This is a genomic window from Pseudomonas sp. DC1.2 (assembly GCF_034351645.1).
GTDB lineage: Bacteria > Pseudomonadota > Gammaproteobacteria > Pseudomonadales > Pseudomonadaceae > Aquipseudomonas.
Genome location: NZ_CP133782.1, coordinates 5763504 through 5788502 on the forward strand (window position 1 = coordinate 5763504; position 24999 = coordinate 5788502).

Genomic DNA, 24999 nt, shown 5'->3' on the forward strand with positions numbered 1-24999 from the left:
GGGCATGAGTTCGATAGTGTAACGGCAGCAGCCACAAAAAAGGGCGGCCAAGGCCACCCTTTTTATGCTTGCATCGACGGATTAATCGAGCGTTAACGTGGCGCGAGGCGAGTGCCTTGCACCAGAGCCCCTAGTGCAGCCCCTGAACGTAACTGGATACCGCTTCGATGTCTTTATTGCTCAATTTTGCAGCAATGCTTTGCATGATTTTCGTATCGCCGTCGTTGGTACGGTTACCTTCACGGAAATCGGTCAACTGCTTGGCGACATATTGAGCATGCTGGCCGCTCAGATGCGGGAAGCCTGCTGCTGCGTTGCCGGCGCCGTTGGGCGAGTGGCAACCGGTACAAGAAGGCATGCCCTGGTCGAGTTTGCCGCCACGGAACAACTCTTCACCGCGAGCCACGACTTTCGGGTCTGCAGCGCCGACGCTGCCTTTCTGGCTGGCAAAGTAGGCCGCGAGATCAGCCAAGTCCTGATCGCTCAGGTTGGTCAACAGGCCGGTCATTTCAAGTACCTGGCGTTTGCCGGACTTGATGTCGTGCAACTGCTTGTCCAGATAACGCTCGCCCTGACCTGCCAGTTTCGGAAAGTTTGGCACCATGCTGTTGCCATCCGGGCCATGACAGGCGCCACATACTGCGGCTTTCGCCTGACCAGCAGTCGCATCACCTGCAGCATGGGCAATACCGGAGATCCCCACGGTCAACAGCAGACTCACGATCAATTTGTTCATCAGCTAATCCAACTACGGCTAAGGGTTAAAGAGATATGGGCCGGGTTTACTCGCTCATCCAATGGATGATGGCTTGGTAATCCTCGGCACTGCAGTCCATGCACAAACCACGCGGCGGCATCGCCTTGAAACCCTGGGTCACGTGTTGCACCAGCGTCTCCATACCTTTCGCCAACCTCGGCGTCCAAGCTGCCTGATCGCCCTTTTGAGGTGCCATAGGTAGTTGGCCGGAATGACAGGCACCACAAACACGGTTGTACACAGCTTCCGGATCCTGTGTAGCCTGCGCGCTGTAAAGCGGCATCAAGAAACCGGCAGCCAGCAGCCATTTCGTCATAAAACGACCTTGTCAGGGTTGAGAGCGTGCTGCGTTCTAGTGCGCAATCAAGGTTAATCGCTCTCGTGAACTTCATCCTACGCTGGGACAAAGCGCACACAAAATCTGCGGCATTATATACTGGCGTCACTGAAACGGAAACGACACTGCTCGCCGCGTCCATTCCCGGCGCCGCCCACATCGGAAATCCCATGCAACTCAAGAACCCCATCCTCGGCCTGTGCCAACAGTCCACCTTCATGCTCAGCGCTGCCAAAGTCGACCAATGCCCGGACGACGAAGGCTTTGAAGTGGCTTTCGCCGGGCGTTCCAACGCCGGTAAATCCAGCGCGTTGAACACCCTGACTCATGCCAGCCTGGCGCGCACCTCGAAAACCCCGGGTCGCACGCAGTTGTTGAACTTCTTCAAGCTAGACGATGATCGTCGTCTGGTCGACCTGCCAGGCTATGGTTACGCGAAAGTACCGATTCCGTTGAAGCTGCACTGGCAGCGTCACCTGGAAGCCTATCTGGGCGGTCGCGAGAGTTTGAAAGGTCTGATTTTGATGATGGATATTCGTCATCCAATGACCGACTTCGACCTGTTGATGCTCGATTGGGCGGTCGCCAGCGGCATGCCGATGCACATTCTGCTGACCAAGGCCGACAAGCTGACCTACGGTGCCGCGAAAAATGTTCTGCTCAAAGTTCAGGCTGATATTCGCAAAGGTTGGGGCGATACCATCACGATCCAGCTGTTCTCGGCGCCAAAGCGCTTGGGTCTGGAAGATGCCTACACGGTGCTAGCCGGCTGGATGCAACTGGCGGACAAGGGCGCTGAGTTAGCCGAGTAAGGCGTTGCCGGTAAAAAAAGACAAAAAAAACCCCGGACTTCATATGGGGAGGGGAGAAGTTCCGGGGTTCAAGCTCCGGACCTTTAGGGCGGGGTCCGGGTATCTGCCAACACTTAACACAACATAGGAGCATCGAAAGGCTTCACCAGCCATTCAGTTACTCTGAGTGGCAGTTCACGGATTTAGTTCAGACTTTTTCCAAACCTTTTGGAAATAACCCGGCGCGTTTTTCGAACTAAAAGCCTTTCATCCTTCTGCCGCGGCACTATGCCGCAGCAGAAATTCCTCGATCAAGTGGCTCAGTGAGCCTCATCCCAGTTGTTGCCTACGCCAACTTCTACCAGTAGTGGCACGTCGAGCTTGGCGGCATTGCTCATGTGTACGCGAATTTCCTCTCGCACCTGATCGATGAGGTCTTCACGCACTTCCAGCACCAATTCATCGTGTACCTGCAGGATGACTTTGGCGTCCAGGCCTGACGATGTCAGCCAGTTGTCCACTGCAACCATTGCTTTCTTGATGATATCTGCCGCGGTGCCTTGCATAGGGGCGTTGATCGCTGTGCGTTCGGCACCTTTGCGCAAGGCTGGGTTTTTGGCGTTGATGTCCGGCAGATATAGGCGGCGACCGAAAATGGTTTCGACGAAGCCCTGCTCTGCGGCCTGGGCGCGGGTGCGCTCCATGTACGCCAGTACGCCGGGGTAGCGGGCGAAATACCGGTCGATGTAAGCCTGGGACTGTTTGCGATCAACGCCGATTTGCTTGGCCAGGCCAAATGCGCTCATGCCATAGATCAGGCCGAAGTTGATCGCTTTGGCACTGCGCCGCTGATCGGTGCTGACGTCCGCCAGTTCAACCCCGAAAACTTCGGCTGCCGTGGCCCTGTGTACGTCCAGATCATTGCGGAAGGCGTGCAGCAAGCCCTCGTCCTTGGCCAGGTGAGCCATGATCCGCAGTTCGATTTGTGAATAGTCCGCCGCCAGCAACTTGTAGCCTTTTGGCGCAATGAACGCCTGGCGAATCCGTCGGCCTTCAGCGGTACGGATCGGGATGTTTTGCAGGTTCGGATCGCTGGAAGACAAGCGCCCGGTGGCCGCTACCGCTTGGTGATAAGAGGTGTGGATTCGCCCGGTGCGCGGGTTGATTTGTTCCGGCAGGCGATCGGTGTAGGTGCTTTTCAGCTTACTCATCGAGCGGTATTGCATCAGCACTTTGGGCAGCGGGTAATCCTGCTCTGCCAGTTCCGCCAGCACCGCTTCTGCCGTCGATGCTTGGCCCTTGGCGGTTTTGCTGATAATTGGCAGACCGAGCTTTTCGTACAGGATTACGCCCAGTTGCTTGGGCGAGCCCAAGTTGAATTCTTCACCCGCAATGGCAAATGCCTCACGCTCCAGGGCGACCATTTTCTCGCCCAACTCAACGCTCTGAATGCCCAGCAGGTTGGCGTCGACCAGTGCGCCCTGACGCTCGATTCGCGCCAGCACCGGCACCAGTGGCATTTCGATTTCGCTCAGGACCTTGCTCAGGCTCGGAATTGCGTTGAGTTTTTCTTGCAAGGTTTGGTGCAGACGCAAGGTCACGTCCGCGTCCTCGGCGGCATACGGCCCCGCCAGTTCCAGGGAAATCTGATCAAAGGTCAGTTGCTTGGCACCCTTGCCTGCAATGTCCTGGAAGCTGGTGGTGGTGTGGCCCAAGTACTTGAGCGCCAGGCTGTCCATGTCGTGGCGGGTGGCGGTGGAGTCCAGCACGTAGGATTCGAGCATGGTGTCGAAGGCAATACCTTGTACGGTAATGCCGCAGCGCTGATCACCTCCTATGGCGCAGTTGGCCAGGATGTTCATGTCGAACTTGGCGTGTTGGCCAATCTTGAGCTTGCTCGGGTCTTCGAGTATCGGCTTCAAGGCCCGCAGAACGGTGTCGCGATCCAGTTGATCAGGCACGCCCATGTAGGAATGGGTCAACGGGATGTAGGCCGCTTCGTTCGCTTGCACCGCGAACGACAGGCCCACCAGTTGCGCCTGCTGCGCATCGACGCCGGTGGTTTCGGTGTCGAACGCAAACAACTTGGCATCGCTGAGCTTCTTCAGCCAAAGGTCGAAATCCACCTGAGTGAGGACAGTGGTGTACTTGAGTTCGTTGTCGACGGTCGGCGTTTCAGCCACCGGTGCGGCCACTTCCTGGCCAGAACGCTTGGCATCGCGTTGGTTGTCGTCGAACCAGCTCTTGAATTCCAGCAGGGTGTAAAGCTCGGCGAGCTTGTCGTGGTCCGGCTTGCCCATTTTCAGGTCGTCGAGCTCAACGTCCAGCGGCACATCGATCTTGATGGTCGCTAATTGGTAGGAGAGAAACGCCATCTCCTTGTGCTCTTCGAGCTTGGCCGGCAGGGTCTTGGCACCGCGAATCGGCAGGCTCGGGACGATATCGAGCTGTGCATACAGCTCGGTCAGGCCGCCGTTCACGCCCACCAGCAGGCCGGAAGCGGTCTTTGGTCCAATGCCCGGAACGCCGGGAATGTTGTCGGAAGAGTCGCCCATTAGCGCCAGGTAATCGATGATCTGCTCGGGAGCGACGCCGAATTTCTCCTTCACGCCCTCCACGTCCATGCTGCTTCCGGTCATGGTGTTGACCAAGGTAATGTGCCCGTCAACCAGTTGCGCCATGTCCTTGTCGCCGGTAGAGATGATCACCGGGCGGTCGGCCGCCGCGCTGCTGCGCGCCAGCGTGCCGATCACGTCATCGGCCTCAACGCCTTCGACGCACAGCAGCGGGAAGCCCAGCGCCATGACACTTTGGTGCAGTGGCTCGATCTGAACGCGCATCTCGTCGGGCATGCTCGGACGGTTGGCCTTGTATTCGGCGTACATGTCATCGCGAAAGGTCCCACCCTTAGCGTCGAACACGACGGCGAACGGGCTGTCCGGGTACTGCTTGCGCAGACTCTTGAGCATGTTCAACACACCTTTGACCGCACCGGTCGGCAGGCCTTTTGAGGTGGTCAGCGGTGGTAGTGCGTGAAAGGCGCGGTACAGGTAAGAAGAACCGTCCACCAGGACGAGGGGGGCTTGGCTCATGAGCAGGATCAACCTTTTCGGCGGGTCCGGCGCTAGAATAGCGGGACCGTTGACGACAAAGGGACAAGGTTATCATGCGCACACTAAATCGCCTGTTGCTGGCTGGGTTGTTTGCACTCACTCCGTTGGCCGTCATGGCGGCGGACGATGCGCCAACGCCGGAGCCTCAAGTCACGATCCACACGGAAGGGGATAAAGTCATTCAGGAATACCGTCAAAACGGTTTTCTGTACGCGATCAAAGTCACGCCCAAGGGCGGAGTACCTTATTTTCTGGTGCGCGCGGACGGCACCGATGCAAACTTCATCCGCTCGGACCAGCCGGATATGTTGATTCCGTCGTGGAAAATATTTGAGTGGAAGTAGTTTCTTAATTTCAATCGGCGCCGGCTTAAGGGTTGGCGCCCGTACTGGCAGTTTTAACCATGTCTGTATTCACCCCGCTGGCTCGGCCCGAGCTGGAAACCTTTCTTGCCCCATACGGGCTCGGCCGCCTGCTTGATTTCCAGGGAATTGCCGCCGGTAGCGAAAACACTAATTTTTTTATCAGCCTGGAGAAGGGCGAGTTTGTCCTGACCTTGGTCGAGCGTGGTCCGGTGCAGGAAATGCCGTTCTTCATCGAGCTGCTCGACGTGCTGCACGAGGCTGATTTGCCTGTCCCATATGCCTTGCGCACAACTGACGGCGTGGCTTTGCGTGAGCTGGCCGGTAAACCGGCGCTGTTGCAACCGCGCCTGGCGGGTAAGCACATCAAGCAAGCCAATGCTCAGCACTGCGTGCAGGTCGGCGAGTTACTAGGGCATTTACATCTGGCGACTCAGGCCAAGATGATCAAGCGCAAGACCGATCGTGGTCTGGACTGGATGCTGAAAGAGGGCGCGCGGTTAATCTCGCAGCTGAATGCGGGGCAACGCGAACTGCTGCAACGGGCATTGGACGAGATCAGCGAGCAGAAGACGAAAATCCTCGCCCTGCCGCGGGCCAATATCCACGCTGATCTATTTCGTGACAACGCGATGTTCGAAGGCACTCACCTGACCGGGTTGATCGACTTCTACAACGCGTGTTCCGGGCCGATGCTCTACGACGTGGCCATCGCCCTGAACGATTGGTGCTCGGATGACGCGGGAGTAATCGACGGGCCACGGGCTCGAGCGTTGTTGGGCGCCTATGCGGCGCTAAGGCCGTTCACCGCTGCCGAGGCCCAGCTTTGGCCGACCCTCTTGCGAGTATCGTGTGTACGGTTTTGGCTGTCGCGGTTGATCGCGGCCGAGTCTTTCGCCGGACAGGACGTGCTGATTCACGATCCGATTGAGTTTGAGCAGCGTTTGGTGCAACGGCAGAAGGTCAGCACGCCGTTGCCGTTCGCGCTCTAAAAGCGTCGCGAGCAGACTCGCTCACCACCGGACTCGTGCGGTCGGTGGGGAGCGAGCCTGCTCGCGAATGGGGCGCCCCAAATGTCTGGGTTACAACGACTCCAGACACCCGGCCAAATCATTTCCTAACTTTTCCAGCACCTGCTCATAGCCCCGAGCAGTCGCCGGCGTGTACCCGCCCAGGGCATCCAGCTCCGCCAGTTTCACCGGCAGGCCAGCGACCAGCGTTTCTGCCAGGCGTGGGCGCAAGGGTGGTTCGCTGAACACGCAGGTCTTGCCCACGTCCTGCAAGCGCGTGCGCATCGCGGCGACGTGCTGTGCGCCCGGCTGGACTTCGGCGGCAACACTGAACACGCCGGTATGCTTGAGGCCATACGCGTCTTCGAAGTAGTCGAAGGCTTCATGAAACACGAAGTAAGGTTTGTCTGCGACGCCTGCCAGACGGGCCTTCAGACGCAGATCCAACGCGTCCAGACGCTCATCGAAAGCCTTAAGGTTGCTCTGATAACGCGTGGCGTTGGCGGGATCTACTGCACTAAGGTCGGCAGCCATCTTCGTGGCAATTACCCGAGCGTTGATCGACGACAACCACAAATGTGCGTCCAGGGTGCCAGGACGGTGATCATGATCATGCTCGTCGGCCTCTTCAGCATGCGACTGGCTGTCTTGTGCGAAATGGCGCAGCTTCAGGTCAGGCAAATCCTGCACGGCTACGGTTGGCAAGGTACGACCTTTCAGCACGCGTGGCAGGAATCCTTCCATGTCGGGGCCGATCCAGTAAAAGAGTTCTACCGATTGCACCTTCCGCACGTCGGAAGGGCGCAGCGCATAGTTATGAGGCGAGGCGCCGGGAGGCAGCAGAACTTCCGGAATTGCGATGCCATCCTGTACCGCGGCGGCGATCAGTTGCAGCGGCTTGATGCTGGTTAGCACTTTGACCTCCGCCTGCGCGGCGCCAATCATCAGGAAACTTGCGACAAATGCAACAAAGATAGAAAAAAGTCGGGACACGATGACCACTCGAAGAGGCGAGAACGGGTAACATAATAACGTCTCTCACAACACGCGTCGCCGCTCATGCCTAAAACACCGATTGCCAGCCGTCCCCACGACCACTCTCATTGCGTCCACAGCGCCTTGTCTGAGGCCGATGCTTTGTGCGCACGTCAGGGGCTGCGCCTGACTGCCTTGCGCCGACGGGTGCTGGAACTGGTCTGGCAGAGTCACAAGCCGCTGGGTGCCTACGACATTCTGGCGGTGCTCAGCGAGCAGGATGGCCGCCGCGCGGCACCACCGACGGTTTACCGTGCGCTGGATTTTCTGCTGGAAAACGGCTTTGTACACCGCATCTCTTCCTTGAATGCGTTCGTTGGTTGCAATCATCCGGAACACGCCCACCAAGGCCAGTTCCTGATCTGCCGCCAGTGCAACGCCGCCATCGAACTCGAACAGAAAGCCATCAGTGACGCGATCATCTTCAGCGCCAAGGATGTTGGATTTGTCGTCGAAGCCCAAACTGTTGAAGTGGTCGGGCTCTGCTCGGGTTGCCAGGGGGCTTGATGAGCAACGCGCTGATCCGTCTGGAGCAGGTGACTGTCACGTTCGCCGGGCAAGCCGTGCTGGATAACATCGCGCTGAGCGTCGAGCCAGGGCAGATCGTGACCCTGATTGGCCCCAACGGCGCCGGCAAGACGACCTTGGTGCGCGCCGTGCTTGGCCTGTTGAAGCCGGACAGTGGCAGTGTCTGGCGCAAGCCCAAGCTGCGCGTGGGTTATATGCCGCAAAAGCTTCATGTCGACCCGACATTGCCGCTGTCGGTGCTGCGTTTTTTGCGGCTGGTGCCGGGTGTAGACCGCGTGCGAGCGTTGGCAGCACTCAGGGAAGTCGGTGCCGAACACGTGATCGACAGCCCGGTGCAAAGCGTTTCTGGCGGCGAAATGCAGCGGGTACTGCTGGCTCGGGCGCTGTTGCGCGAGCCTGAATTATTGGTGCTCGACGAGCCTGTGCAAGGCGTTGATGTGGCCGGTCAGGCCGAGCTTTATAGCCTGATCACGCGCCTGCGGGACCGTCATGGTTGCGGCGTGTTGATGGTGTCCCACGATTTGCACCTGGTGATGAGCACCACCGACCAGGTGGTTTGCCTCAATCGTCACGTTTGCTGCTCGGGACATCCAGAGCAGGTCAGCAACGATCCAGCTTTCGTCGAACTGTTCGGAAAGAACGCACAAAGCCTGGCGATTTATCACCACCATCACGACCACGCCCACGACCTGCATGGCGCCGTGGTAAGCACGGCCTCGACGGCCCAACCCCACGTTCATGGAGATAGCTGCAAGCATGGCTGATTTTCTGCTCTACGCCCTGCTTGCAGGTCTTGCATTGGCGCTGGTCGCGGGTCCTTTGGGGTCATTCGTGGTCTGGCGGCGCATGGCCTACTTTGGCGATACCCTGTCCCACGCGGCGTTGCTGGGTGTTGCCTTGGGCTTTCTGCTGGATGTCAGCCCAACGGTTGCCGTTACCGTCGGCTGCCTGTTGTTGGCGGTGTTGTTGGTGACCTTGCAACAGCGCCAACCGCTGGCGTCTGACACGCTTTTGGGAATTCTCGCACCGAGCACGCTCTCTCTCGGGCTGGTGGTACTAAGCTTCATGCATGAAGTGCGAATCGACCTGATGGCCTATCTCTTTGGCGACTTGCTGGCGATCAGCCCTACCGACCTGGCCTGGATCCTCGGCGGTAGTGCGGCGGTGCTGGCATTGCTGGTAGCGTTGTGGCGGCCACTGCTGGCGATCACTGTGCATGAAGAGCTGGCCACCGTAGAAGGTTTGCCGGTCGCCGCGCTGCGTCTGACCCTGATGCTGTTGATCGCGGTGGTGATTGCGGTGGCGATGAAAATCGTCGGCGTGTTGCTGATTACTTCATTGCTGATCATCCCTGCTGCTGCGGCACAACGTCACGCCCGCTCGCCGGAACAGATGGCGTTGGGCGCGAGCCTGCTGGGCATGCTCGCGGTGTGTGGCGGTTTGGCGCTGTCATGGTTCAAAGACACCCCGGCGGGCCCGTCGATTGTGGTCACGGCCGCCGCGCTGTTTCTGCTGAGTTTTGTCCTGCCTCGTCGAGGGGTGTAGACTTGCTCGTTTTTTGCGCAAATAGAGAGTCGCAGGAATGAAGTTGTTCGCCTCCCGTTATCTGCTCCTTGTCGCATTTTCCCTGCTGCTAGGTGCTTGCCAAAGTACGCCGCCGGCTCCCGAAGCCCCTGACGTGCGGGCTGCTGCCATCGCGCAGTTGGAGCAGAACCTTGCCAGCAGCGAGCTGGCCACCGCCGAAGATCAATTGGCGGCCTTGCAGGCCGAATCGCCCAATGATCCGTCGCTGGTCCAATACCAGCGGCAATTGGCCGAAGCCTATCTGCAACGCAGTCAAATCGTGCTGCAAAAAGGTGACGTGAATGCCGCCGCCACCGCACTGAGCCGCGCGCGGGTATTGATGCCCAAGGCCCCGGCGCTGACGGGCGGCGTCAACAACGCTATCGTCAATGCGCGCAAGGCTGAGCTGGATCGTGCCGAAGCGGCGCTCATGGCGGCCGAAGCCAAACCCGCGGCAAAAGTCATCGACCCAACGGCTGAAAGCACCACTGTTGCCTTGAACCTCAGCGATATGGGGCAACTACGGCGTCAACTGGATGCGATCGCCGCCGATGTGGTGAATTACCAATGCGACGTCAGCATTCAGGCGCCGCGCACGCAGGATTACCCGTGGTTGGCGACGCTGCTGACCAAGCGGGTGAAAAAGCTCGATTCGGATTTCGACTTGAAGCTTGAGAAGCAGATCCTGCGCAACGTTCCCGCGCAGGTGGTGCTGAGTCCGCGTAAGCCCTAAAAGCAGCGCGCTCCTACATTGGATGAAAGGCTGAGCACACATCGGTGGTCAGCCCCAAACATGCCAGGAGCGAGCCTGCTAAAGAACGCACTTGTCGTCAGTTAAAGAGCTTTAAGCCGGAATCGCCTTGGCCTTAGGCTCCCTGTCCCACACTCGATGCTGTTCAATCGCTGCAAAGAACGCTTTGAACAGTTTGGCGTCCGTCCCAACGATCAGCCCTGCGTCCGCGTCCAGCTTCAAGACCTCCAGCAACTGCTTGGCCTCGCCGTGCAAGGCGATGGCCTTCAAGTGCTTGTACGCTTCAAGCAGGTAGTGCAACGCCACGCCATCACCGCTCAACGCCTTGATCGACGCTGCGCCGCCGGGAACGAATACGGCGTCGAACGCCACGGAAGGCAAGCCTTCCATCGAGGCATCCACCGCCAGCGAATGACCGTCGGCGGTTTTCACGGGGGCTGACGTAGGACCGAGAAGTTTGGCGTGAGCGCCTTGCGCTGCCAGCGCTTTCTTCAATGCTTCAATCGCTGCACCGTCAACACCGTTGGCCGCCAGAATCGCCACTTTCCGAGTTTTGATATTGCCGGGGAGGAGGTTGGCCTGACTCAGTGCCGGCGAGCGATCCAGTGAGGTTTTACGCACCTCAATGGTGGCGGCTTTGGGCGCTGGCAACCCTAAATTGTCAGCGACACGCCGGGCCAATTCCAGATCGATGTTGGCCAGAATCTCATTCACCTGCCGCGCGCGGATGAACTCGCGCTCAACCTTGCCTAACTCAAAGCTGTACGCCGAGATGATGTGTTCCTGCTCGTGCTTGCTCATGCTGTGGAAGAACAACCGCGCCTGGGAGAAGTGGTCGCTGAATGACTCACTGCGCTGACGGATCTTGTTGGCATCGATGCGTTCCGGGTAACTCTCGAAGCCGCCGTCACGTACCGCAGGCGGGGTTTCTTTCGGCCAGCCACCATCAATCGAGTTGGGCTCGTAGGACGCGCGCCCCTTATCGATAGTGGTCCGGTGCAGGGCATCACGCTGACCGTTGTGCATCGGCGTTAGCGTGCGGTTGATCGGAATCTCGTGAAAGTTCGGACCACCTAGTCGGCTGATCTGCGTATCGGTGTAGGAAAATAGGCGGCCTTGCAGCAACGGATCATTGGAGAAGTCGATGCCCGGCACGATATGCCCTGGGCAAAAGGCAACTTGCTCGGTTTCGGCGAAGAAGTTATCCGGGTTGCGGTTGAGCACCATTTTGCCCAGCGGTGTAATGGGTACGACCTCTTCCGGGATCAGTTTGGTCGGGTCGAGGATGTCGAAGTCGAAGGTGTGCTCGTCTTTCTCTTCGATGATTTGTACGCCCAGTTCCCACTCCGGGTAGTCGCCCATCTCGATCGATTCCCAGAGGTCACGACGGTGGAAGTCGGTGTCTTTGCCCGCGAGTTTTTGCGCTTCATCCCACACCAGCGAGCAGGTGCCGGCGGTGGGACGCCAGTGAAATTTGACGAAGCGCGATGTGCCCTCGGCATTGATCAAGCGGAAGGTGTGAATACCGAAGCCTTGCATGCTGCGCAGACTTTTCGGGATTGCCCGGTCAGACATGGTCCAGATCACCATGTGCGCGGACTCCGGCACCAGGGAAACGAAGTCCCAGAAGGTATCGTGGGCCGAGCCGCCGGTAGGTATTTCGTTATGCGGCTCGGGTTTCACCGCGTGTACAAAGTCCGGAAACTTGATCGCGTCCTGAATGAAAAACACCGGCATGTTGTTGCCCACCAGGTCGAAGTTGCCTTCGTCGGTAAAGAACTTCACGGCGAAACCGCGTACATCGCGCACGGTATCGCCGGACCCGCGTGGGCCCTGCACGGTAGAAAAACGGGTGAAGACCGGAGTCTTTTTCCCCGGATCCTGTAGGAATCCAGCTTTGCTCAGTGCCGAGTGATTTTCATACGTCTGAAAGTAGCCATGGGCGCCAGTGCCGCGCGCATGGACGATGCGCTCCGGAATACGCTCGTGGTCAAAGTGCGTGATTTTTTCACGCATGATGAAGTCTTCTAGCAACGATGGCCCGCGGGCACCGGCTTTCAAGGTGTTCTGGTTGTCCGAGACCTTCACGCCCTGGTTAGTGCGCAGGGCCTGTTCAGTGGCGTCGGAGCGGAACTGTTCCAGGCTTTCAAGCTTGGCGTTGGTGTTGCTGCGGTCCAGGGTGTCTGTTCCAGCCAGAGCGCTTTTTGGGGTGGCAGGCTTCTTGGTACTCATCAGTCGTAAACTCCTCGTTGCGATTCCCGCCGTAGCCAGGACTCTTGAGCAATTCCCCAGGCACGGCACCGGGGGCGTTTTCGAGTTGCCTAATGAGTGACTGATGAGGTTTTCAGCCGTTCCTTTTTTCTGACCTTTGATCGCGTTATTGCCAAATGGCAGGTTGATTGCGAAATAAATGCTAAGAACCTCTATACGGACAGGCTAAAATGCGCGCCCGGCTAACCGCTGATCCTTTTCTAACGCGCCCCACAAGGTTCGCTACGTGATCGAGTTTCAAAACGTCCATAAGACTTACCGCGTCGCCGGTAAGGATATTCCCGCCCTGCATCCGACCAATCTAACGATTGAGAACGGTCAGGTCTTCGGTCTGATCGGCCACTCCGGCGCGGGAAAAAGTACCCTGCTGCGTCTGATCAATCGCCTTGAAGAGTCCAGTGGCGGCAAGATCTTCGTCGATGGCGAAGAAGTCACCGCGCTCGACGCCAACAGCCTGCGGCGTTTCCGCCAACAGGTCGGGATGATTTTCCAGCACTTCAACCTGCTGGCGTCCAAGACCGTGGCTGACAACGTCGCGCTGCCGCTGACCCTCGCCGGTGAATTATCCCGCAGCGAGATCGACCTGCGTGTGGCCGAACTGTTGGCCCGTGTGGGTTTGTCTGACCACGCCAAGAAGTACCCGGCGCAGTTGTCCGGTGGCCAGAAACAGCGCGTCGGCATCGCCCGCGCCCTGGCGACCAAGCCGAAAATCCTGCTGTGCGACGAAGCCACCAGTGCCCTGGACCCGCAGACCACCGCGTCGGTCCTGCAATTGCTGGCCGAGATCAACCGCGAGTTGAAGCTGACCATCGTCTTGATCACTCACGAAATGGACGTGATCCGTCGCGTTTGCGACCAGGTTGCCGTTATGGACGCTGGTGTGATCGTCGAGCAAGGTTCGGTGGCCGAGGTGTTCCTGCATCCGAAGCACCCGACCACCAAGCGCTTTGTGCAAGAAGACGAGCAGATCGAGGACAGCGAACAGCGCGATGATTTCGCTCATGTGCCGGGCCGCATCGTGCGTCTGACCTTCCAGGGCGAAGCGACCTACGCGCCTTTGCTCGGTACCGTCGCTCGGGAAACCGGTGTGGACTACAGCATTCTGGCCGGTCGTATCGACCGCATCAAAGACGTCCCTTACGGGCAACTGACCCTGGCCATCACCGGCGGCGACATGGAAGCGGCATTTGCCCGCTTCACCGCGGCTGACGTCCACATGGAGGTGCTGCGCTAATGGAAACGTATGACGCTGCAGTAGAAGCAATCAAAGCGTTCTTCAAGAACATCGACTGGCTGGAAATCGGCCTGGCGTCTGGCGACACGATGCAGATGCTCGGCGGTTCGCTGTTGTTTACCATCCTGCTCGGCCTGCCGCTGGGCGTACTGCTGTTCCTGTGCAGCCCGCGACAGCTGCTCGAAAACCGAGTGGCCTACGCGCTGATGTCGCTGGCGGTGAATATCCTGCGTTCGCTACCGTTCATCATTCTGCTGATCGTGATGATCCCGTTCACCGTGTTGATCACCGGCACCTCGCTGGGTGTCGCCGGTGCGATTCCACCGCTGGTGGTGGGCGCTACGCCGTTCTTCGCGCGGCTGGTGGAAACGGCGTTGCGTGAAGTCGATCGCGGCATCATCGAAGCGACCCAGGCCATGGGGGCGACCACCCGGCAGATCATCATCAACGCGTTGCTGCCGGAGGCCCGACCGGGCATCTACGCAGCGATTACGGTGACGGCTATTACACTGGTTTCCTACACGGCAATGGCCGGTGTGGTGGGGGCCGGTGGATTGGGTGACCTGGCGATCCGTTTCGGATACCAGCGTTTCCAGACCGACGTTATGGTCGTCACCGTAGTGTTGCTGTTGGTGCTGGTGCAGATTCTGCAAATGGTGGGCGACAAACTGGTCGTTCACTTCTCACGCAAATAACCAATGAGCCGGCCATTCGCTGGCGGGCGCCACTCGGGCGCCGCAAGCGGGTACCCACAAGGAGTTAGCTGAATGAAAAAACTACTCGTCGCGTTCGCAGCCGTTGCTGCGTTCTCTGCTCAGGCTGCTGAAACCCTGACCGTCGCCGCCAGCCCGGTGCCGCACGCGCAAATCCTCGAATTCGTTAAACCAGCCCTCGCCAAAGAAGGTGTGGATCTTAAAGTTAAAGTCTTCACTGATTACATTCAGCCGAACGTGCAGGTGGCCGAGAAGCGTCTGGACGCCAACTTCTTCCAGCACCAACCGTACCTGGATGAGTTCAACAAGGCCAAGGGCACGAACCTGGTTGCTGTTGCCGGCGTGCATCTGGAACCGTTGGGCGCTTATTCCAGCAAATACAAAACGCTGGCCGAGCTGCCGGGCGGCGCTAACGTAGTGATCCCGAATGACGCGACCAACGGCGGCCGTGCGCTGTTGTTGTTGGAGAAGGCTGGCCTGATCAAGTTGAAGGATTCGAACAACATCCTGTCGACCATCAAGGACATCACCGAGAACAGCAAAGACCTGAAGTTCCGTGAGCTGGAAGCGGCGACCATCCCGCGCGTCCTGACTCAGGTTGACCTGGCGTTGATCAACACTAACTACGCGCTGGAAGCCAAGCTCGACCCGTCCAAGGACGCGCTGGTCATCGAAGGCAAAGACTCGCCTTACGTGAACATTCTGGTCGCTCGTCCGGACGATAAGGACAGTGACGCGATGCAGAAACTGGTCGCGGCCCTGCATACCCCGGAAGTGAAAGCGTTCATCCTTGAGAAGTACAAAGGCGCTGTATTGCCGGCGTTCTGATCCGCGAATGCAACAAAGAAGGGACGCCATGAGCGTCCCTTTTTTGTACCAAAACACAGGAGCCCTGTGGTGGTCAGTTACGTTTGAGCATTACTGGCAACTGCGCCACCAACTTCGCGTTGTTCAGCGGTCCACGAATGAACCCACGCTGGGTGCCGTCCGGCCCGATCACTGCCAGGTTGCCGCTGTGGTCAACGGTGTAATTCGGCTTGCTGGTGTCCGCCGGGATAAACGGAATACTCACCGCGTTGGCGACTTTTTGCAGCTCTTCGACCGACGTCGGTGTCAGGCCGATGAACTGCGGATCGAAGTAACCCAGGTACTGTTTGAGTTGCTTGGGCGAATCGCGGTTCGGGTCAACGCTGACCAGAATGATCTGCAACTTTTGCAGCGCGTCCGCCGGCAGCTCGCTTTTGATTTGTCGCAGTTGGGCCAGCGTGGTCGGGCAGATGTCCGGGCAGAAGGTGTAGCCGAAGAACAACAGGCTCCACTTGCCTTTCAACTCGTCGATCCTGACGGGTTTGCCATCCTGATCGGTCATCGTCACGTCGGGCAGATGGCGACTTTGCGGGAGCAGGATGATGCCCGCGTCAATCAACGCGGTCGGGTCACCCTGGCCCTTGCCAGACAACACTTTGTTGACGGTCAGGCCCAACACCAGCGCGATCAGGGCAACTAGGATGAAGACGGTTTTCTGGGTTCGGGTCATAGGTTCAACAGTAAGTAGTGGTCTACGAGCAGGGCGATGAACAGTAGGAACAAGTAGTAAATAGAGTACTTGAAGGTGTTGATCGCCGCGTGCGGCCGAGTGCCACGGTACAGCACCACGGCCCATTGCAGAAACCTCGCGCCCAGGCCGAGTGCGCAAATCAGGTAGAGCACCCCGCTCATATGGATGACATAGGGCATCAGGCTGACTGCCAACAGCGCAAAGGTGTAAAGCAGGATATGAATTTTGGTGTAGTGCTCACCATGGGTCACCGGCAGCATTGGAATGTCAGCCTTGGCATATTCCTCTTTGCGGTGAATGGCCAGGGCCCAGAAGTGCGGCGGGGTCCAGGCGAAAATGATCAACACCAGCAGCAGCGGTTCAGCGCTAACGTGACCGGTGGCCGCCACCCAGCCCAGCAGCGGCGGGGCGGCACCGGCCAGGCCACCGATGACGATGTTTTGCGGTGTCGCGCGCTTCAAAAAACCGGTGTAAACCACGGCATATCCAAGCAAGGAAGCCAGCGTCAGCCAGGCCGTCAGCGGATTGGTGAAGGTCAGTAGCAAGGCCTGGCCGAGCACCGCCAGCACCAGAGCAAAGGTCAGCGCAGCGGTGGGTGACACCCGGCCTTCGGCCAAGGGACGTTTATGGGTTCGGGCCATGACCGCATCGATGCGTCGGTCCACCACGTGATTGACGGCCGCCGCGCCACCGGCACACAGGCCGATTCCCAGGTTGCCGAATACCAGCACCGTCCACGGCACGCCGGCGCGGGTCGCGAGGAACATCCCCACCAGCGATGTGATGAGCATGAGCACCACCACTTTGGGTTTGGTCAGCTCCAGGTAGTCACGCCAGATGGCCTGACTGTGACGCTCGCCGATCAGAGTCGCCATGGCATCTCTCCTTTTATTGTGATGGGGCCGATGGCGTGTTTGCGCGGGCTGAAGCGCCAGCGCACAGGCGATGGCTGCTTGACCCGAGTCAGGCTGGTTCGGGCGTGGTAGTTCACCAGCACCAGCGTCAGCAGCAACGCTGCGCCCCCGGCGTTATGGGCGACGGCCACCGGCAGCGGCAGGTGAAACAGCACATTGCTGATGCCGAGGGTGATTTGGGCGGCAAGGGCGATCAGTACCAGCCCCGCCAGGCGTGTCATGCCGACGACTTTAAGCTGCCAGGCCAGGCCGAGCAGCACGCCAGTCACCAGTAACGCACCGACACGGTGAGTCAGGTGAATGGCGGTGCGGGCGTCACTGTCCAGTTGCCCGCCAAGGTAATTCGGGCCGATGTGTTGGGTCAGGTGAAAGCCGTTGGCGAAATCGGCCGGTGGCAGCCACTGCCCGTGGCAGGTCGGGAAGTCGATACAGGCGACCGCCGCGTAGTTGGAACTGACCCAGCCACCGAGGGCGATTTGCACAATCACCAGCAGCAAGCCGGCGGTCGCCCAATACTGCAAGCGCCTGGGAACGGTGAGCGCCGGCAATACGCCGGACAACCTCAGCGTCAGCAGAAACAGCAAGCTCAGGGTCGCAAAGCCCCCGAGCAAATGCCCGGTGACCACTTGCGGCCAGAGCTTGAGCGTCACGGTCCACATCCCGAACGCCGCTTGAGCGAACACCACCGCCAACAAAAACAGCGGTAATTTCACCGGTTGCCCCGGATGATGACGATGAACCCAGGCGCGACCGGCCAGCACGGCGATCAACAGCCCCAGTGTGCCGGCGAAATAGCGGTGGATCATTTCGTTCCAGCCCTTGTGGGCCACCACCGGTGTCTCGGGGAAATGCAGTTCGGCGTGGGCCAGTTGGGCTTCGCCTTGCGGCACGCTGATAAAGCCATAGCACCCCGGCCAATCCGGACAGCCAAGGCCCGCGTGGGTCAGACGGGTATAGGCTCCGAGCAACACCACAATCAGTGCCAGCAAGGTGGCAAACAGCGCGAGGCGAAATCCAGGTTTGGCCATGACGATGCCCTTATCCGATGTTCGACAGTTTCAGCAGGTGACGCAGGTCGTTGAGCAGGTCTTTGCCTTTGACCGTCGGGTCGTAGCGCAGCACCAGATTGCCGTGTGGGTCGATGATCCATAGTTGCGGCGTCGCTTTGTCCCCGGTGGCCTTGCTGAACGTTGTCAGGTCCATCGGGTAGCGTTTCAGTTGCGGGTATTCGCGTGTCAGCTTGGCGTCGTAATCGGCGCTCAGCGGTTGCGCGGCGGCCAGGGCATGGCTGGCGCGAGACGCATCACGACCGAGGCCGATCTGAATCTGCCGCGCCAGGTACACCAGTTGCTGGCAGTCCACCAAACACGCCTTGGGCGCGGTCACCAGCAGTTGCCAGCGCTCCTCTTCGGCCTGGACGCCAAGGTCGGCGCGGGTCTGGCCGTTGCCGATCAGTTCACCGTGATAAATACGGCCGTCCGGCACCCAGAAATTGAGTTTGTACATGCCGGTGGCAAGGATCATCGGACCGATCACCCCGAGCAGTATCAGCAATAGCTGGAGACGACCTTTGCGCCGACTCGCCGGCGGTTTTGCCTCAGACATGCTGGGTGGATTCATGGCCGCTCCCATGGTGCTTCTCCTTTGCGTTGTGCCAGCCGAGGTAGATAAAGAGGCCGCACAGGGCGATCGCCATGGCGAACCACTGCACGGCATAAGCAATATGTTTTTCCGGCCCCATGGCCACCACTGGCCAATCGGCCTGGTAGGCACCGGGGCCGGGTTCTTCGCGTAATTCGTAGGCAAAACCCTCGCGCCCCAGTGCGGCCCAGAGCTTCGACGGCTCGACGGCGGTGATCAGCTTCGGCCATGTCGAGGTGCTGGGGTCGGCGTGCAGTTGGAAGGTTGCACCGGGGGAGACGTAGACCCAGGCATCCAGGCTCAAGGTCTCGGTGGGGGTTTTGAACTGTACAGGGGTGCGTCGCACCGGCCAGGGCAGCCAACCGCGATTGACCAGCAGCCAGAGCCCGGTCGCCTGATCGTGAAACGGTTGCAGCAGTTCGACGCCGACGTTGCCGTTGCGCTGCCGGTTATCCAATAGCAGGCTGTGTTCGGCATCAAACTGCCCGTGCAGGCGGACACGGCGAAAGGCTGGGTCCTGGGTGTGTGGTAGCTCGGTGCTGGCCATAGGTTCGGCCGCTCGGCGTTCGGCGTAGTTTTGCAGCAGCGCACTTTTTTCCGCGCCCCGGCTCAACTGCCAGAATCCGAGTGAGATCAGTAATGGCAGCAACAAGGCGACCACCAGGGTCGGCACGATACCGGGCTGAAAACGCTTCATGGCGTTGCCCGAATGTCAGTCATCGCGATCGCTATACTCACCTGCATCGCCTGTTCCCCGGAGTTGCGCCATGCTCAAAACAGCCATCGTGCTGATGCTGATTGCCACGGTCGTCAGCCTGTTCAGCGGCCTGTTTTTTCTGGTCAAGGACGACAGTCGTTCAACACGCCTGGTCATTGCCTTGAGTGTTCGGGTTGCCTGCGCCGCTATCACCGTCGGCTTGATTGCCTGGGGTTTCTACAGCGGCCAACTGGTCTCTAGTGCGCCTTGGTAAAGGCCTTAAAGCACGTAGACGAAAACAAACAGGCCGATCCACACCACGTCCACGAAATGCCAGTACCAGCTCGCGGCCTCGAAACCGAATTGGTGCTCTGCGTCGAAATGCCCGCGCATGATCCGCATCAGCATCACGAACAGGATGAGGGTGCCAATGGTCACGTGGGCACCGTGGAACCCGGTCAGCATGAAGAACGTCGCGCCGTAGACGCCCGACCCCAGCGTCAGCCCCAGTTCGCGGTAGGCGTGCATGTATTCCTCGGCCTGTAGCGCGAGGAACCCGCAGCCCAGTAGCACGGTGATTGCCAGCCAGATTTTCAGTGCGCCGCGATGGCCCTTTTTCAAGGCGTGGTGGGCGATGGTCACGGTCACACTGGAGGTCACCAGCAAAAGCGTGTTGACCAGCGGCAGGCCCCAGGGGCTGATGACTTCCTTGGGCGGTGGGAAGAGTGTCGGGTCAGGGTTGTGCAGCAGCGGCCAGGTGAACTGGAAGTTGGGCCACAGCATGTGCGCGACGCCTTTGGGGCCTTCGCCCCCCAGCGCCGGGCCCGAGATGTGCCGCACATAAAACAGCGCGCCGAAGAAGGCGATGAAGAACATCACCTCGGAGAAGATGAACCAACTCATGCCCCAGCGAAACGAGCGATCAAGCTGCGCGCTGTACAAACCCGCTCGGCTTTCCTTGATCACCGCCCCGAACCAGCCGAACAGCATGTAGGCCAGCAGCAGGCCGCCGACGAAAAAGATCAGCGGGCCGTGGGATTCCGGTCGCGCGGCCTTGAGATCATTGAACCAGGTGCCCAGGCCATAGACCGTGACCAGCATGCCCAGCGTGGCGATGATCGGCCATTTGCTTTGGGCCGGAACGTAATAATGCTCATGAGTTGCCATTTATTGTTCTCCTTATCGGGCACGCTTAACCGCCAGTTTTTACGGCTACCGGTGGGTGACGGGCGGTGATATCGAACAGCGTGTAGGACAGCGTCAGGTGCTTCACATCCTTGGGCATGTCCCGGTCAACGATGAAACGCACCGGCATCTCGATCCGTTCACCGGGCTGTAGCACTTGCTGGGTAAAGCAGAAACATTCGGTTTTGTGGAAATACTCTGCCGCTTCGCTGGGAGCGATGCTCGGGACGGCTTGGGCACTCATCGGGCGATCGGTGGGGTTGTAGGCGATAAACAACATTTCGCTTACCGCCCCTGGATGGGTGGTCAGTTCATTGCCCTTGGGATAAAACTCCCAGGGCATGTCGGCGTTGTTCATCGACAGAAATTGCACCCGCACCTGGCGCGAGTTATCCACTACTTGCTCGCCTTCATATTGCCCTGCGGTCTTGCCGTTGATACCGAAAGCCTTGCACATCACGTCGTAGATCGGCACCAAGGCAAACCCGAACACAAACATCGCCACCACCACCATCAGTAGGCGGGTGACCAGTTTCTTTAACGAGATCGAGTCAGCCATGGTGCTTGACCTCTGCGCCAAATCTTGTGGCAGCGGTGGTGTGAAGATTCGACTTGCTCGCGATAGCGATGTGTCTGACACACCGCGCCGACCTCATCGCAGGCAAGTCCGCTCCCACAACTACTAGAACGTTCACTTCACTTCCGGCGGGGTGGTGAAGGTGTGATACGGCGCGGGCGACGGTACGCTCCACTCCAGGCCTTCGGCGCCATCCCACGGCTTGGCCGGTGCTGGCGGGCCGCCGCGAATGGTCTTGATCACGATGAACAGAAAGAACAGCTGCGTGGTGCCGAACATGAAGGCTCCGATCGACGACACCATGTTGAAGTCGGCAAATTGCAGGTTGTAGTCCGGAATCCGCCGGGGCATGCCTGCCAGCCCCACGAAGTGCATGGGGAAGAAGGTCATGTTCATGCCGACGAATGACAGCCAGAAATGCAGCTTGCCCAGGGTTTCGTCGTACATGTGACCGGTCCATTTCGGCAGCCAGTAGTAGGCCGAGGCGAAGATCCCGAAGATGGCGCCGGGGACCAGTACGTAATGAAAGTGCGCGACGACGAAGTAGGTGTCCTGGTACTGGAAGTCTGCCGGGGCAATGGCCAGCATCAACCCGGAGAACCCGCCGATGGAAAACAAAATGACGAACGCCACGGCGAACAGCATCGGCGTTTCGAAGGTCAGCGAGCCTTGCCACATAGTGCTCGCCCAGTTGAACACCTTCACCCCAGTGGGCACTGCGATCAGCAGGGTGGCGTACATGAAGAACAGCTCGCCCACCAGCGGAATGCCGACCACGAACATGTGGTGGGCCCACACGATGAACGACAGGAACGCGATGCTTGCCGTGGCATAGACCATCGAGGTGTAGCCGAACAGCGGCTTGCGCGAGAAGGTCGGGATGATCGAGCTGACCGCACCGAAGGCCGGCAGGATCATGATGTACACCTCGGGGTGCCCGAAGAACCAGAACACATGCTGGAACAGCACCGGGTCACCCCCACCGGCGGCACTGAAGAAACTGGTGCCGAAGTGGATGTCCATCAGCATCATCGTCACGCACCCGGCCAGCACCGGCATCACCGCAATCAACAGGAACGCGGTGATCAGCCAGGTCCAGACGAACAGCGGCATTTTCATCAGCGTCATGCCTGGGGCGCGCAGGTTGAGAATGGTCGCGATCACGTTGATCGCGCCCATGATCGAGCTGATGCCCATCAAGTGGATGGCGAAAATGAAATAGGTCACGCTTTCCGGCGCATAGGTCGTGGACAGCGGTGCGTAGAAGGTCCAGCCGAAGTTGGGGCCGCCGCCAGGCATGAACAGCGTCGAGACCAGCAGGATGAACGCCGCCGGCAACAGCCAAAAGCTGAAATTGTTCATGCGTGGCAGGGCCATGTCCGGGGCGCCGATCATCAGCGGGATCATCCAGTTGGCCAAGCCGACGAAGGCCGGCATCACCGCCCCGAAGACCATCACCAGACCGTGCATGGTGGTCATCTGGTTGAAAAAGGCAGGTTCGACGATTTGCAGTCCGGGCTGAAACAGCTCGGCGCGAATCACCATCGCAAAAGAGCCGCCCAGCAGAAACATGCAGAACGCGAACCACAGGTACAGCGTGCCGATGTCCTTGTGGTTGGTGGTCAGCACCCAGCGCATCAGGCCTTTGGCGGGGCCGTGGGCGTGGTCGGGCGAATGGCCATGGTCATCGATGACAGCGCTCATGGCCGCTCTCCTGAGAACGAATGGGCTGGGCTGGCCGCGGCATTAGCCTGCGACCGGTTCCGGGAAGACGCAATTGAGAGGCTCATTTGCTTTGCACCTGTTTCAGCGCCAGGACATCTTTGGGCGTCACCATGTCGCCCTTGTTATTGCCCCAGGCATTGCGTTCGTAGGTCACGACCGCGGCGATATCGACTTCCGACAGTTGCTTGCCGAACGCCGCCATGGCGGTGCCGGGTTTGCCGAAGTAGACGCGATGCAGGTGATCTTCTTTCGACCCGGTGGCAATCGGCGAGCCTTTGAGCGCCGGGAACATCGGCGGCAGGCCCTGGCCTTCAGCCTGGTGACAGGCCACGCAGGTGGTGTGATAGATCTTGTCGCCCCGCGCCTTGAGCTCGTCGAGGGTCCATTCCTTGGTCGTCAGTTCTTTGAGTTGTAGGGCTTGTGCTTTGCGATCCGCCAACCATTTGTCGTAATCGACCTGGGTCTTGACGTCGACCACGATGGGCATGAAGCCGTGATCCTTGCCGCACAATTCGGCGCACTGGCCACGGTAGATGCCGGGTTTGTCGACGCGGGTCCAGGCTTCGTTGATGAACCCCGGAATCGCATCACGCTTGACCGCGAAGGCCGGCACCCACCAGGAGTGGATCACGTCGGCAGACGTCACCAGGAAGCGCACCTTGGCGCCGATCGGCAAGACCAGCGGCTGATCGACTTCCAGCAGGTAGTTCTCGCCTTTGGGTTCCTTGTTGTGGATCTGGTCGGCGGGCGTGGCCAGGTTGCTGAAAAACTCGACGTCCTGACCCAGGTACTTGTAGTGCCACTTCCACTGATAGCCCGTGATCTGGATATCGATATCCGGTTCGCTGACGTCGTACATCTTGATCAGGGTTATAGTGGCGGGCACGGCCATGGCGATCAGAATCACCAAGGGCACGATGGTCCAGAGAATTTCGACGGTGGTGCTTTCGTGAAATTTTGCGGCCACCTGCCCTGTGGAGCGGCGGTGGACCATCATCGACCAGAACATGGCGCCGAAGACGATGATGCCGATTACCACACAGATCCAGAAGATGGTCATGTGCAGGTCGAATACTGCGTGACTGATTTCAGTCGCTCCAGGCGCCATATTCACAGTCCAGGCAGCGTGTGCCTGGCTGAAAATCGACCACAACAGGAGGCCCATCCAGACATGTGGATGTCGCATCATTGCGGGTTCCCCTTATCGTTCTTGTTATCCCGCCGGCTAACACCGACGGCAAGGGAGCGGCTTTTTCAGACTACGAACTTGAATTGCCGAGCCTTGCTGCTTATGCAGTCGGGCGTCATCAGCTAACTCCATTCAAAACCGAGTATAGCCAGCGACTGCCACCTCGCAACGCGAGCGCGTAAATCAGCTGAAACAGCTTGGAGTTGCGCTCAAGGCCACGAATGGAGAAGGATGCAGACGAGTCGCGGCAAACCGATATAACGCAGGTATATCAAGGATGAAATATTTATGACAAATGCGTCTTAGCATTTTTCGTGAGCCAGCTAAGTTATGTCTTCCCTATATCATTGCCTTTGTTCCCTGGAGTTTTCATGAACACCGCCGCATTGCGCGAGCAGATCCAAAAAGCCCGACAACATGAGGCCGAGACCGGCCTGTTAACTCGTCAACTGGAAACCCAACTGCCGCATCTGCACGCCGCCATCCAGTTGCCGGATGTCGATGCCAAAGGCGTGATGACACGCTTTGTGGCCGCTTACATAGAGCAAGTGCCAGACCTGCTGGACGCAGCCAATGATGTAGCACGTGAGGCGGGCATTGAATCGCAGATAAAACCGGTGCTGAAAATCGCCGAGCAGTTCTTCCTGCAACCCCCGGCGATCATGGCCGGGCACATCGGTCTGGACAGCCTGCTGGACGAAGCCTATCTGGCGCATCGATTGGTTGAAGAGGTCAATGACCTGTACATCAAGCATTTTGGTCAGCCGCTGATCCCTTTGGACATGACGGTCGCCAACCTGATTGCCCACCAATTGATCGGCGAAGCATTCGCCAACCAACTGGATGAGGCGGTGCATCACGCTGTGGACGAGATGCTCGACGAAGACAGTTTCGCGCTGGAGTCAGTCGAAGCCTATCGCGAGAAGCTCAACAGTCCGGACACCGGCGCCGCGTGGAAACGCTGGCCGTGTTTGTCGCGCCAGTTGGGCGTGGGGCTCGCGCTGGACCAACCCGCCGCGTAAAGCACCATATGCTCTGTAGGAGCCAT

Annotated in this window: 26 protein-coding genes; 12 read left to right on the forward strand and 14 right to left on the reverse strand. The window is 59.0% G+C overall.

The window, feature by feature from the left end; translation table 11 throughout:
* Positions 1-130: 130 nt before the first annotated feature.
* Both RHM68_RS26215 and RHM68_RS26220 read right to left on the reverse strand, forming a co-directional pair.
* Positions 131-736 carry a c-type cytochrome gene (locus tag RHM68_RS26215; protein ID WP_322219869.1) on the reverse strand — a complete coding sequence of 202 codons (606 nt, stop codon included), beginning with the start codon at positions 734-736 and terminating at the stop codon, positions 131-133.
* A gap of 46 nt (positions 737-782) precedes the next feature.
* Positions 783-1073: a c-type cytochrome gene (locus tag RHM68_RS26220; RefSeq protein WP_322219870.1), complete on the reverse strand. Its 291-nt coding sequence runs from the start codon at positions 1071-1073 to the stop codon at positions 783-785.
* Positions 1074-1264: 191 nt separating this feature from the next.
* On the opposite strand from RHM68_RS26220, the gene yihA reads away from it, so the two are divergent.
* Positions 1265-1906, forward strand: coding sequence for a ribosome biogenesis GTP-binding protein YihA/YsxC (yihA, locus tag RHM68_RS26225; RefSeq protein WP_322219871.1), 642 nt, complete (start codon positions 1265-1267; stop codon positions 1904-1906).
* Positions 1907-2205: 299 nt separating this feature from the next.
* Here yihA and polA read toward each other — a convergent pair whose 3' ends face one another.
* Positions 2206-4977 carry a DNA polymerase I gene (polA, locus tag RHM68_RS26230; protein WP_322219872.1) on the reverse strand — a complete coding sequence of 924 codons (2772 nt, stop codon included), beginning with the start codon at positions 4975-4977 and terminating at the stop codon, positions 2206-2208.
* Between the two features lie 74 nt (positions 4978-5051).
* On the opposite strand from polA, the gene RHM68_RS26235 reads away from it, so the two are divergent.
* The gene (locus RHM68_RS26235; RefSeq protein ID WP_322219873.1) at positions 5052-5342 is read left to right on the forward strand and encodes a DUF2782 domain-containing protein; all 291 of its coding nucleotides are present in this window, start codon (positions 5052-5054) and stop codon (positions 5340-5342) included.
* Between the two features lie 59 nt (positions 5343-5401).
* Positions 5402-6352: a homoserine kinase gene (locus RHM68_RS26240; RefSeq protein WP_322219874.1), complete on the forward strand. Its 951-nt coding sequence runs from the start codon at positions 5402-5404 to the stop codon at positions 6350-6352.
* Between the two features lie 90 nt (positions 6353-6442).
* On the opposite strand, the gene RHM68_RS26245 is transcribed toward RHM68_RS26240, so the two are convergent.
* A complete protein-coding gene (locus tag RHM68_RS26245) occupies positions 6443-7363 on the reverse strand; it encodes a zinc ABC transporter substrate-binding protein (RefSeq protein ID WP_322219875.1) in 921 nt (306 codons plus the stop codon).
* 66 nt (positions 7364-7429) lie between these two features.
* Here RHM68_RS26245 and zur point away from each other — a divergent pair, with 66 nt between their 5' ends.
* Genes zur through RHM68_RS26265 form a run of 4 tightly spaced genes read left to right on the forward strand, consistent with a single transcriptional unit; the run spans position 7430 to position 10229 of the window.
* Positions 7430-7912 carry a zinc uptake transcriptional repressor Zur gene (gene zur, locus RHM68_RS26250; RefSeq protein WP_322219876.1) on the forward strand — a complete coding sequence of 161 codons (483 nt, stop codon included), beginning with the start codon at positions 7430-7432 and terminating at the stop codon, positions 7910-7912.
* Positions 7912-8697: a zinc ABC transporter ATP-binding protein ZnuC gene (gene znuC / locus RHM68_RS26255; RefSeq protein ID WP_322219877.1), complete on the forward strand. Its 786-nt coding sequence runs from the start codon at positions 7912-7914 to the stop codon at positions 8695-8697. Before zur ends, znuC begins: the two co-directional genes overlap by 1 nt.
* A complete protein-coding gene (znuB, locus tag RHM68_RS26260; RefSeq protein ID WP_322219878.1) occupies positions 8690-9478 on the forward strand; it encodes a zinc ABC transporter permease subunit ZnuB in 789 nt (262 codons plus the stop codon). The genes znuC and znuB overlap by 8 nt, the downstream gene beginning before the upstream one ends.
* Before the next feature lie 37 nt (positions 9479-9515).
* Positions 9516-10229, forward strand: a complete 714-nt coding sequence (locus tag RHM68_RS26265) for a PA5502 family lipoprotein (protein WP_322219879.1) — start codon at positions 9516-9518, stop codon at positions 10227-10229.
* Between the two features lie 111 nt (positions 10230-10340).
* On the opposite strand, the gene katE is transcribed toward RHM68_RS26265, so the two are convergent.
* Positions 10341-12479, reverse strand: coding sequence for a catalase HPII (gene katE / locus RHM68_RS26270; protein ID WP_322219880.1), 2139 nt, complete (start codon positions 12477-12479; stop codon positions 10341-10343).
* 265 nt (positions 12480-12744) lie between these two features.
* Here katE and RHM68_RS26275 point away from each other — a divergent pair, with 265 nt between their 5' ends.
* The 3 genes from RHM68_RS26275 to RHM68_RS26285 all read left to right on the forward strand — a co-directional run bounded on the left by RHM68_RS26275 (position 12745) and on the right by RHM68_RS26285 (position 15293).
* Positions 12745-13752, forward strand: a complete 1008-nt coding sequence (locus RHM68_RS26275) for a methionine ABC transporter ATP-binding protein (protein ID WP_322219881.1) — start codon at positions 12745-12747, stop codon at positions 13750-13752.
* Complete coding sequence (locus RHM68_RS26280) at positions 13752-14447, forward strand: methionine ABC transporter permease (protein WP_322219882.1); 696 nt, start codon at positions 13752-13754, stop codon at positions 14445-14447. Before RHM68_RS26275 ends, RHM68_RS26280 begins: the two co-directional genes overlap by 1 nt.
* 72 nt (positions 14448-14519) lie before the next feature.
* Positions 14520-15293: a MetQ/NlpA family ABC transporter substrate-binding protein gene (locus RHM68_RS26285; RefSeq protein WP_322219883.1), complete on the forward strand. Its 774-nt coding sequence runs from the start codon at positions 14520-14522 to the stop codon at positions 15291-15293.
* A gap of 73 nt (positions 15294-15366) precedes the next feature.
* Here the strand turns inward: RHM68_RS26285 and RHM68_RS26290 are convergent, their stop codons facing one another.
* Genes RHM68_RS26290 through RHM68_RS26310 form a run of 5 tightly spaced genes read right to left on the reverse strand, consistent with a single transcriptional unit; the run spans position 15367 to position 19275 of the window.
* Positions 15367-16002 carry an SCO family protein gene (locus RHM68_RS26290; protein WP_322219884.1) on the reverse strand — a complete coding sequence of 212 codons (636 nt, stop codon included), beginning with the start codon at positions 16000-16002 and terminating at the stop codon, positions 15367-15369.
* Complete coding sequence (gene cyoE / locus RHM68_RS26295; RefSeq protein ID WP_322219885.1) at positions 15999-16898, reverse strand: heme o synthase; 900 nt, start codon at positions 16896-16898, stop codon at positions 15999-16001. Before cyoE ends, RHM68_RS26290 begins: the two co-directional genes overlap by 4 nt.
* Positions 16886-17965 carry a COX15/CtaA family protein gene (locus tag RHM68_RS26300; protein ID WP_322219886.1) on the reverse strand — a complete coding sequence of 360 codons (1080 nt, stop codon included), beginning with the start codon at positions 17963-17965 and terminating at the stop codon, positions 16886-16888. Before RHM68_RS26300 ends, cyoE begins: the two co-directional genes overlap by 13 nt.
* Positions 17966-17975: 10 nt before the next feature.
* Positions 17976-18569: a hypothetical protein gene (locus RHM68_RS26305; RefSeq protein WP_322219887.1), complete on the reverse strand. Its 594-nt coding sequence runs from the start codon at positions 18567-18569 to the stop codon at positions 17976-17978.
* Positions 18535-19275: an SURF1 family protein gene (locus RHM68_RS26310; protein ID WP_322219888.1), complete on the reverse strand. Its 741-nt coding sequence runs from the start codon at positions 19273-19275 to the stop codon at positions 18535-18537. Before RHM68_RS26310 ends, RHM68_RS26305 begins: the two co-directional genes overlap by 35 nt.
* 70 nt (positions 19276-19345) lie before the next feature.
* Between RHM68_RS26310 and RHM68_RS26315 the strand changes: the two genes are divergently transcribed.
* Positions 19346-19549, forward strand: coding sequence for a twin transmembrane helix small protein (locus RHM68_RS26315; RefSeq protein WP_322219889.1), 204 nt, complete (start codon positions 19346-19348; stop codon positions 19547-19549).
* Between the two features lie 5 nt (positions 19550-19554).
* Here RHM68_RS26315 and RHM68_RS26320 read toward each other — a convergent pair whose 3' ends face one another.
* The 4 genes from RHM68_RS26320 to coxB form a co-directional block, all read right to left on the reverse strand.
* Positions 19555-20442, reverse strand: a complete 888-nt coding sequence (locus RHM68_RS26320) for a cytochrome c oxidase subunit 3 (protein WP_322219890.1) — start codon at positions 20440-20442, stop codon at positions 19555-19557.
* Between the two features lie 25 nt (positions 20443-20467).
* Positions 20468-21019 carry a cytochrome c oxidase assembly protein gene (locus tag RHM68_RS26325; RefSeq protein WP_322219891.1) on the reverse strand — a complete coding sequence of 184 codons (552 nt, stop codon included), beginning with the start codon at positions 21017-21019 and terminating at the stop codon, positions 20468-20470.
* Positions 21020-21151: 132 nt separating this feature from the next.
* A complete protein-coding gene (ctaD, locus tag RHM68_RS26330) occupies positions 21152-22741 on the reverse strand; it encodes a cytochrome c oxidase subunit I (RefSeq protein ID WP_322219892.1) in 1590 nt (529 codons plus the stop codon).
* Between the two features lie 82 nt (positions 22742-22823).
* Positions 22824-23951, reverse strand: coding sequence for a cytochrome c oxidase subunit II (gene coxB / locus RHM68_RS26335; RefSeq protein WP_322219893.1), 1128 nt, complete (start codon positions 23949-23951; stop codon positions 22824-22826).
* 371 nt (positions 23952-24322) lie between these two features.
* On the opposite strand from coxB, the gene RHM68_RS26340 reads away from it, so the two are divergent.
* Positions 24323-24973 (forward strand): hypothetical protein, encoded by a 651-nt coding sequence (locus RHM68_RS26340; protein WP_322219894.1) that lies wholly within the window; start codon positions 24323-24325, stop codon positions 24971-24973.
* Positions 24974-24999: the final 26 nt, after the last annotated feature.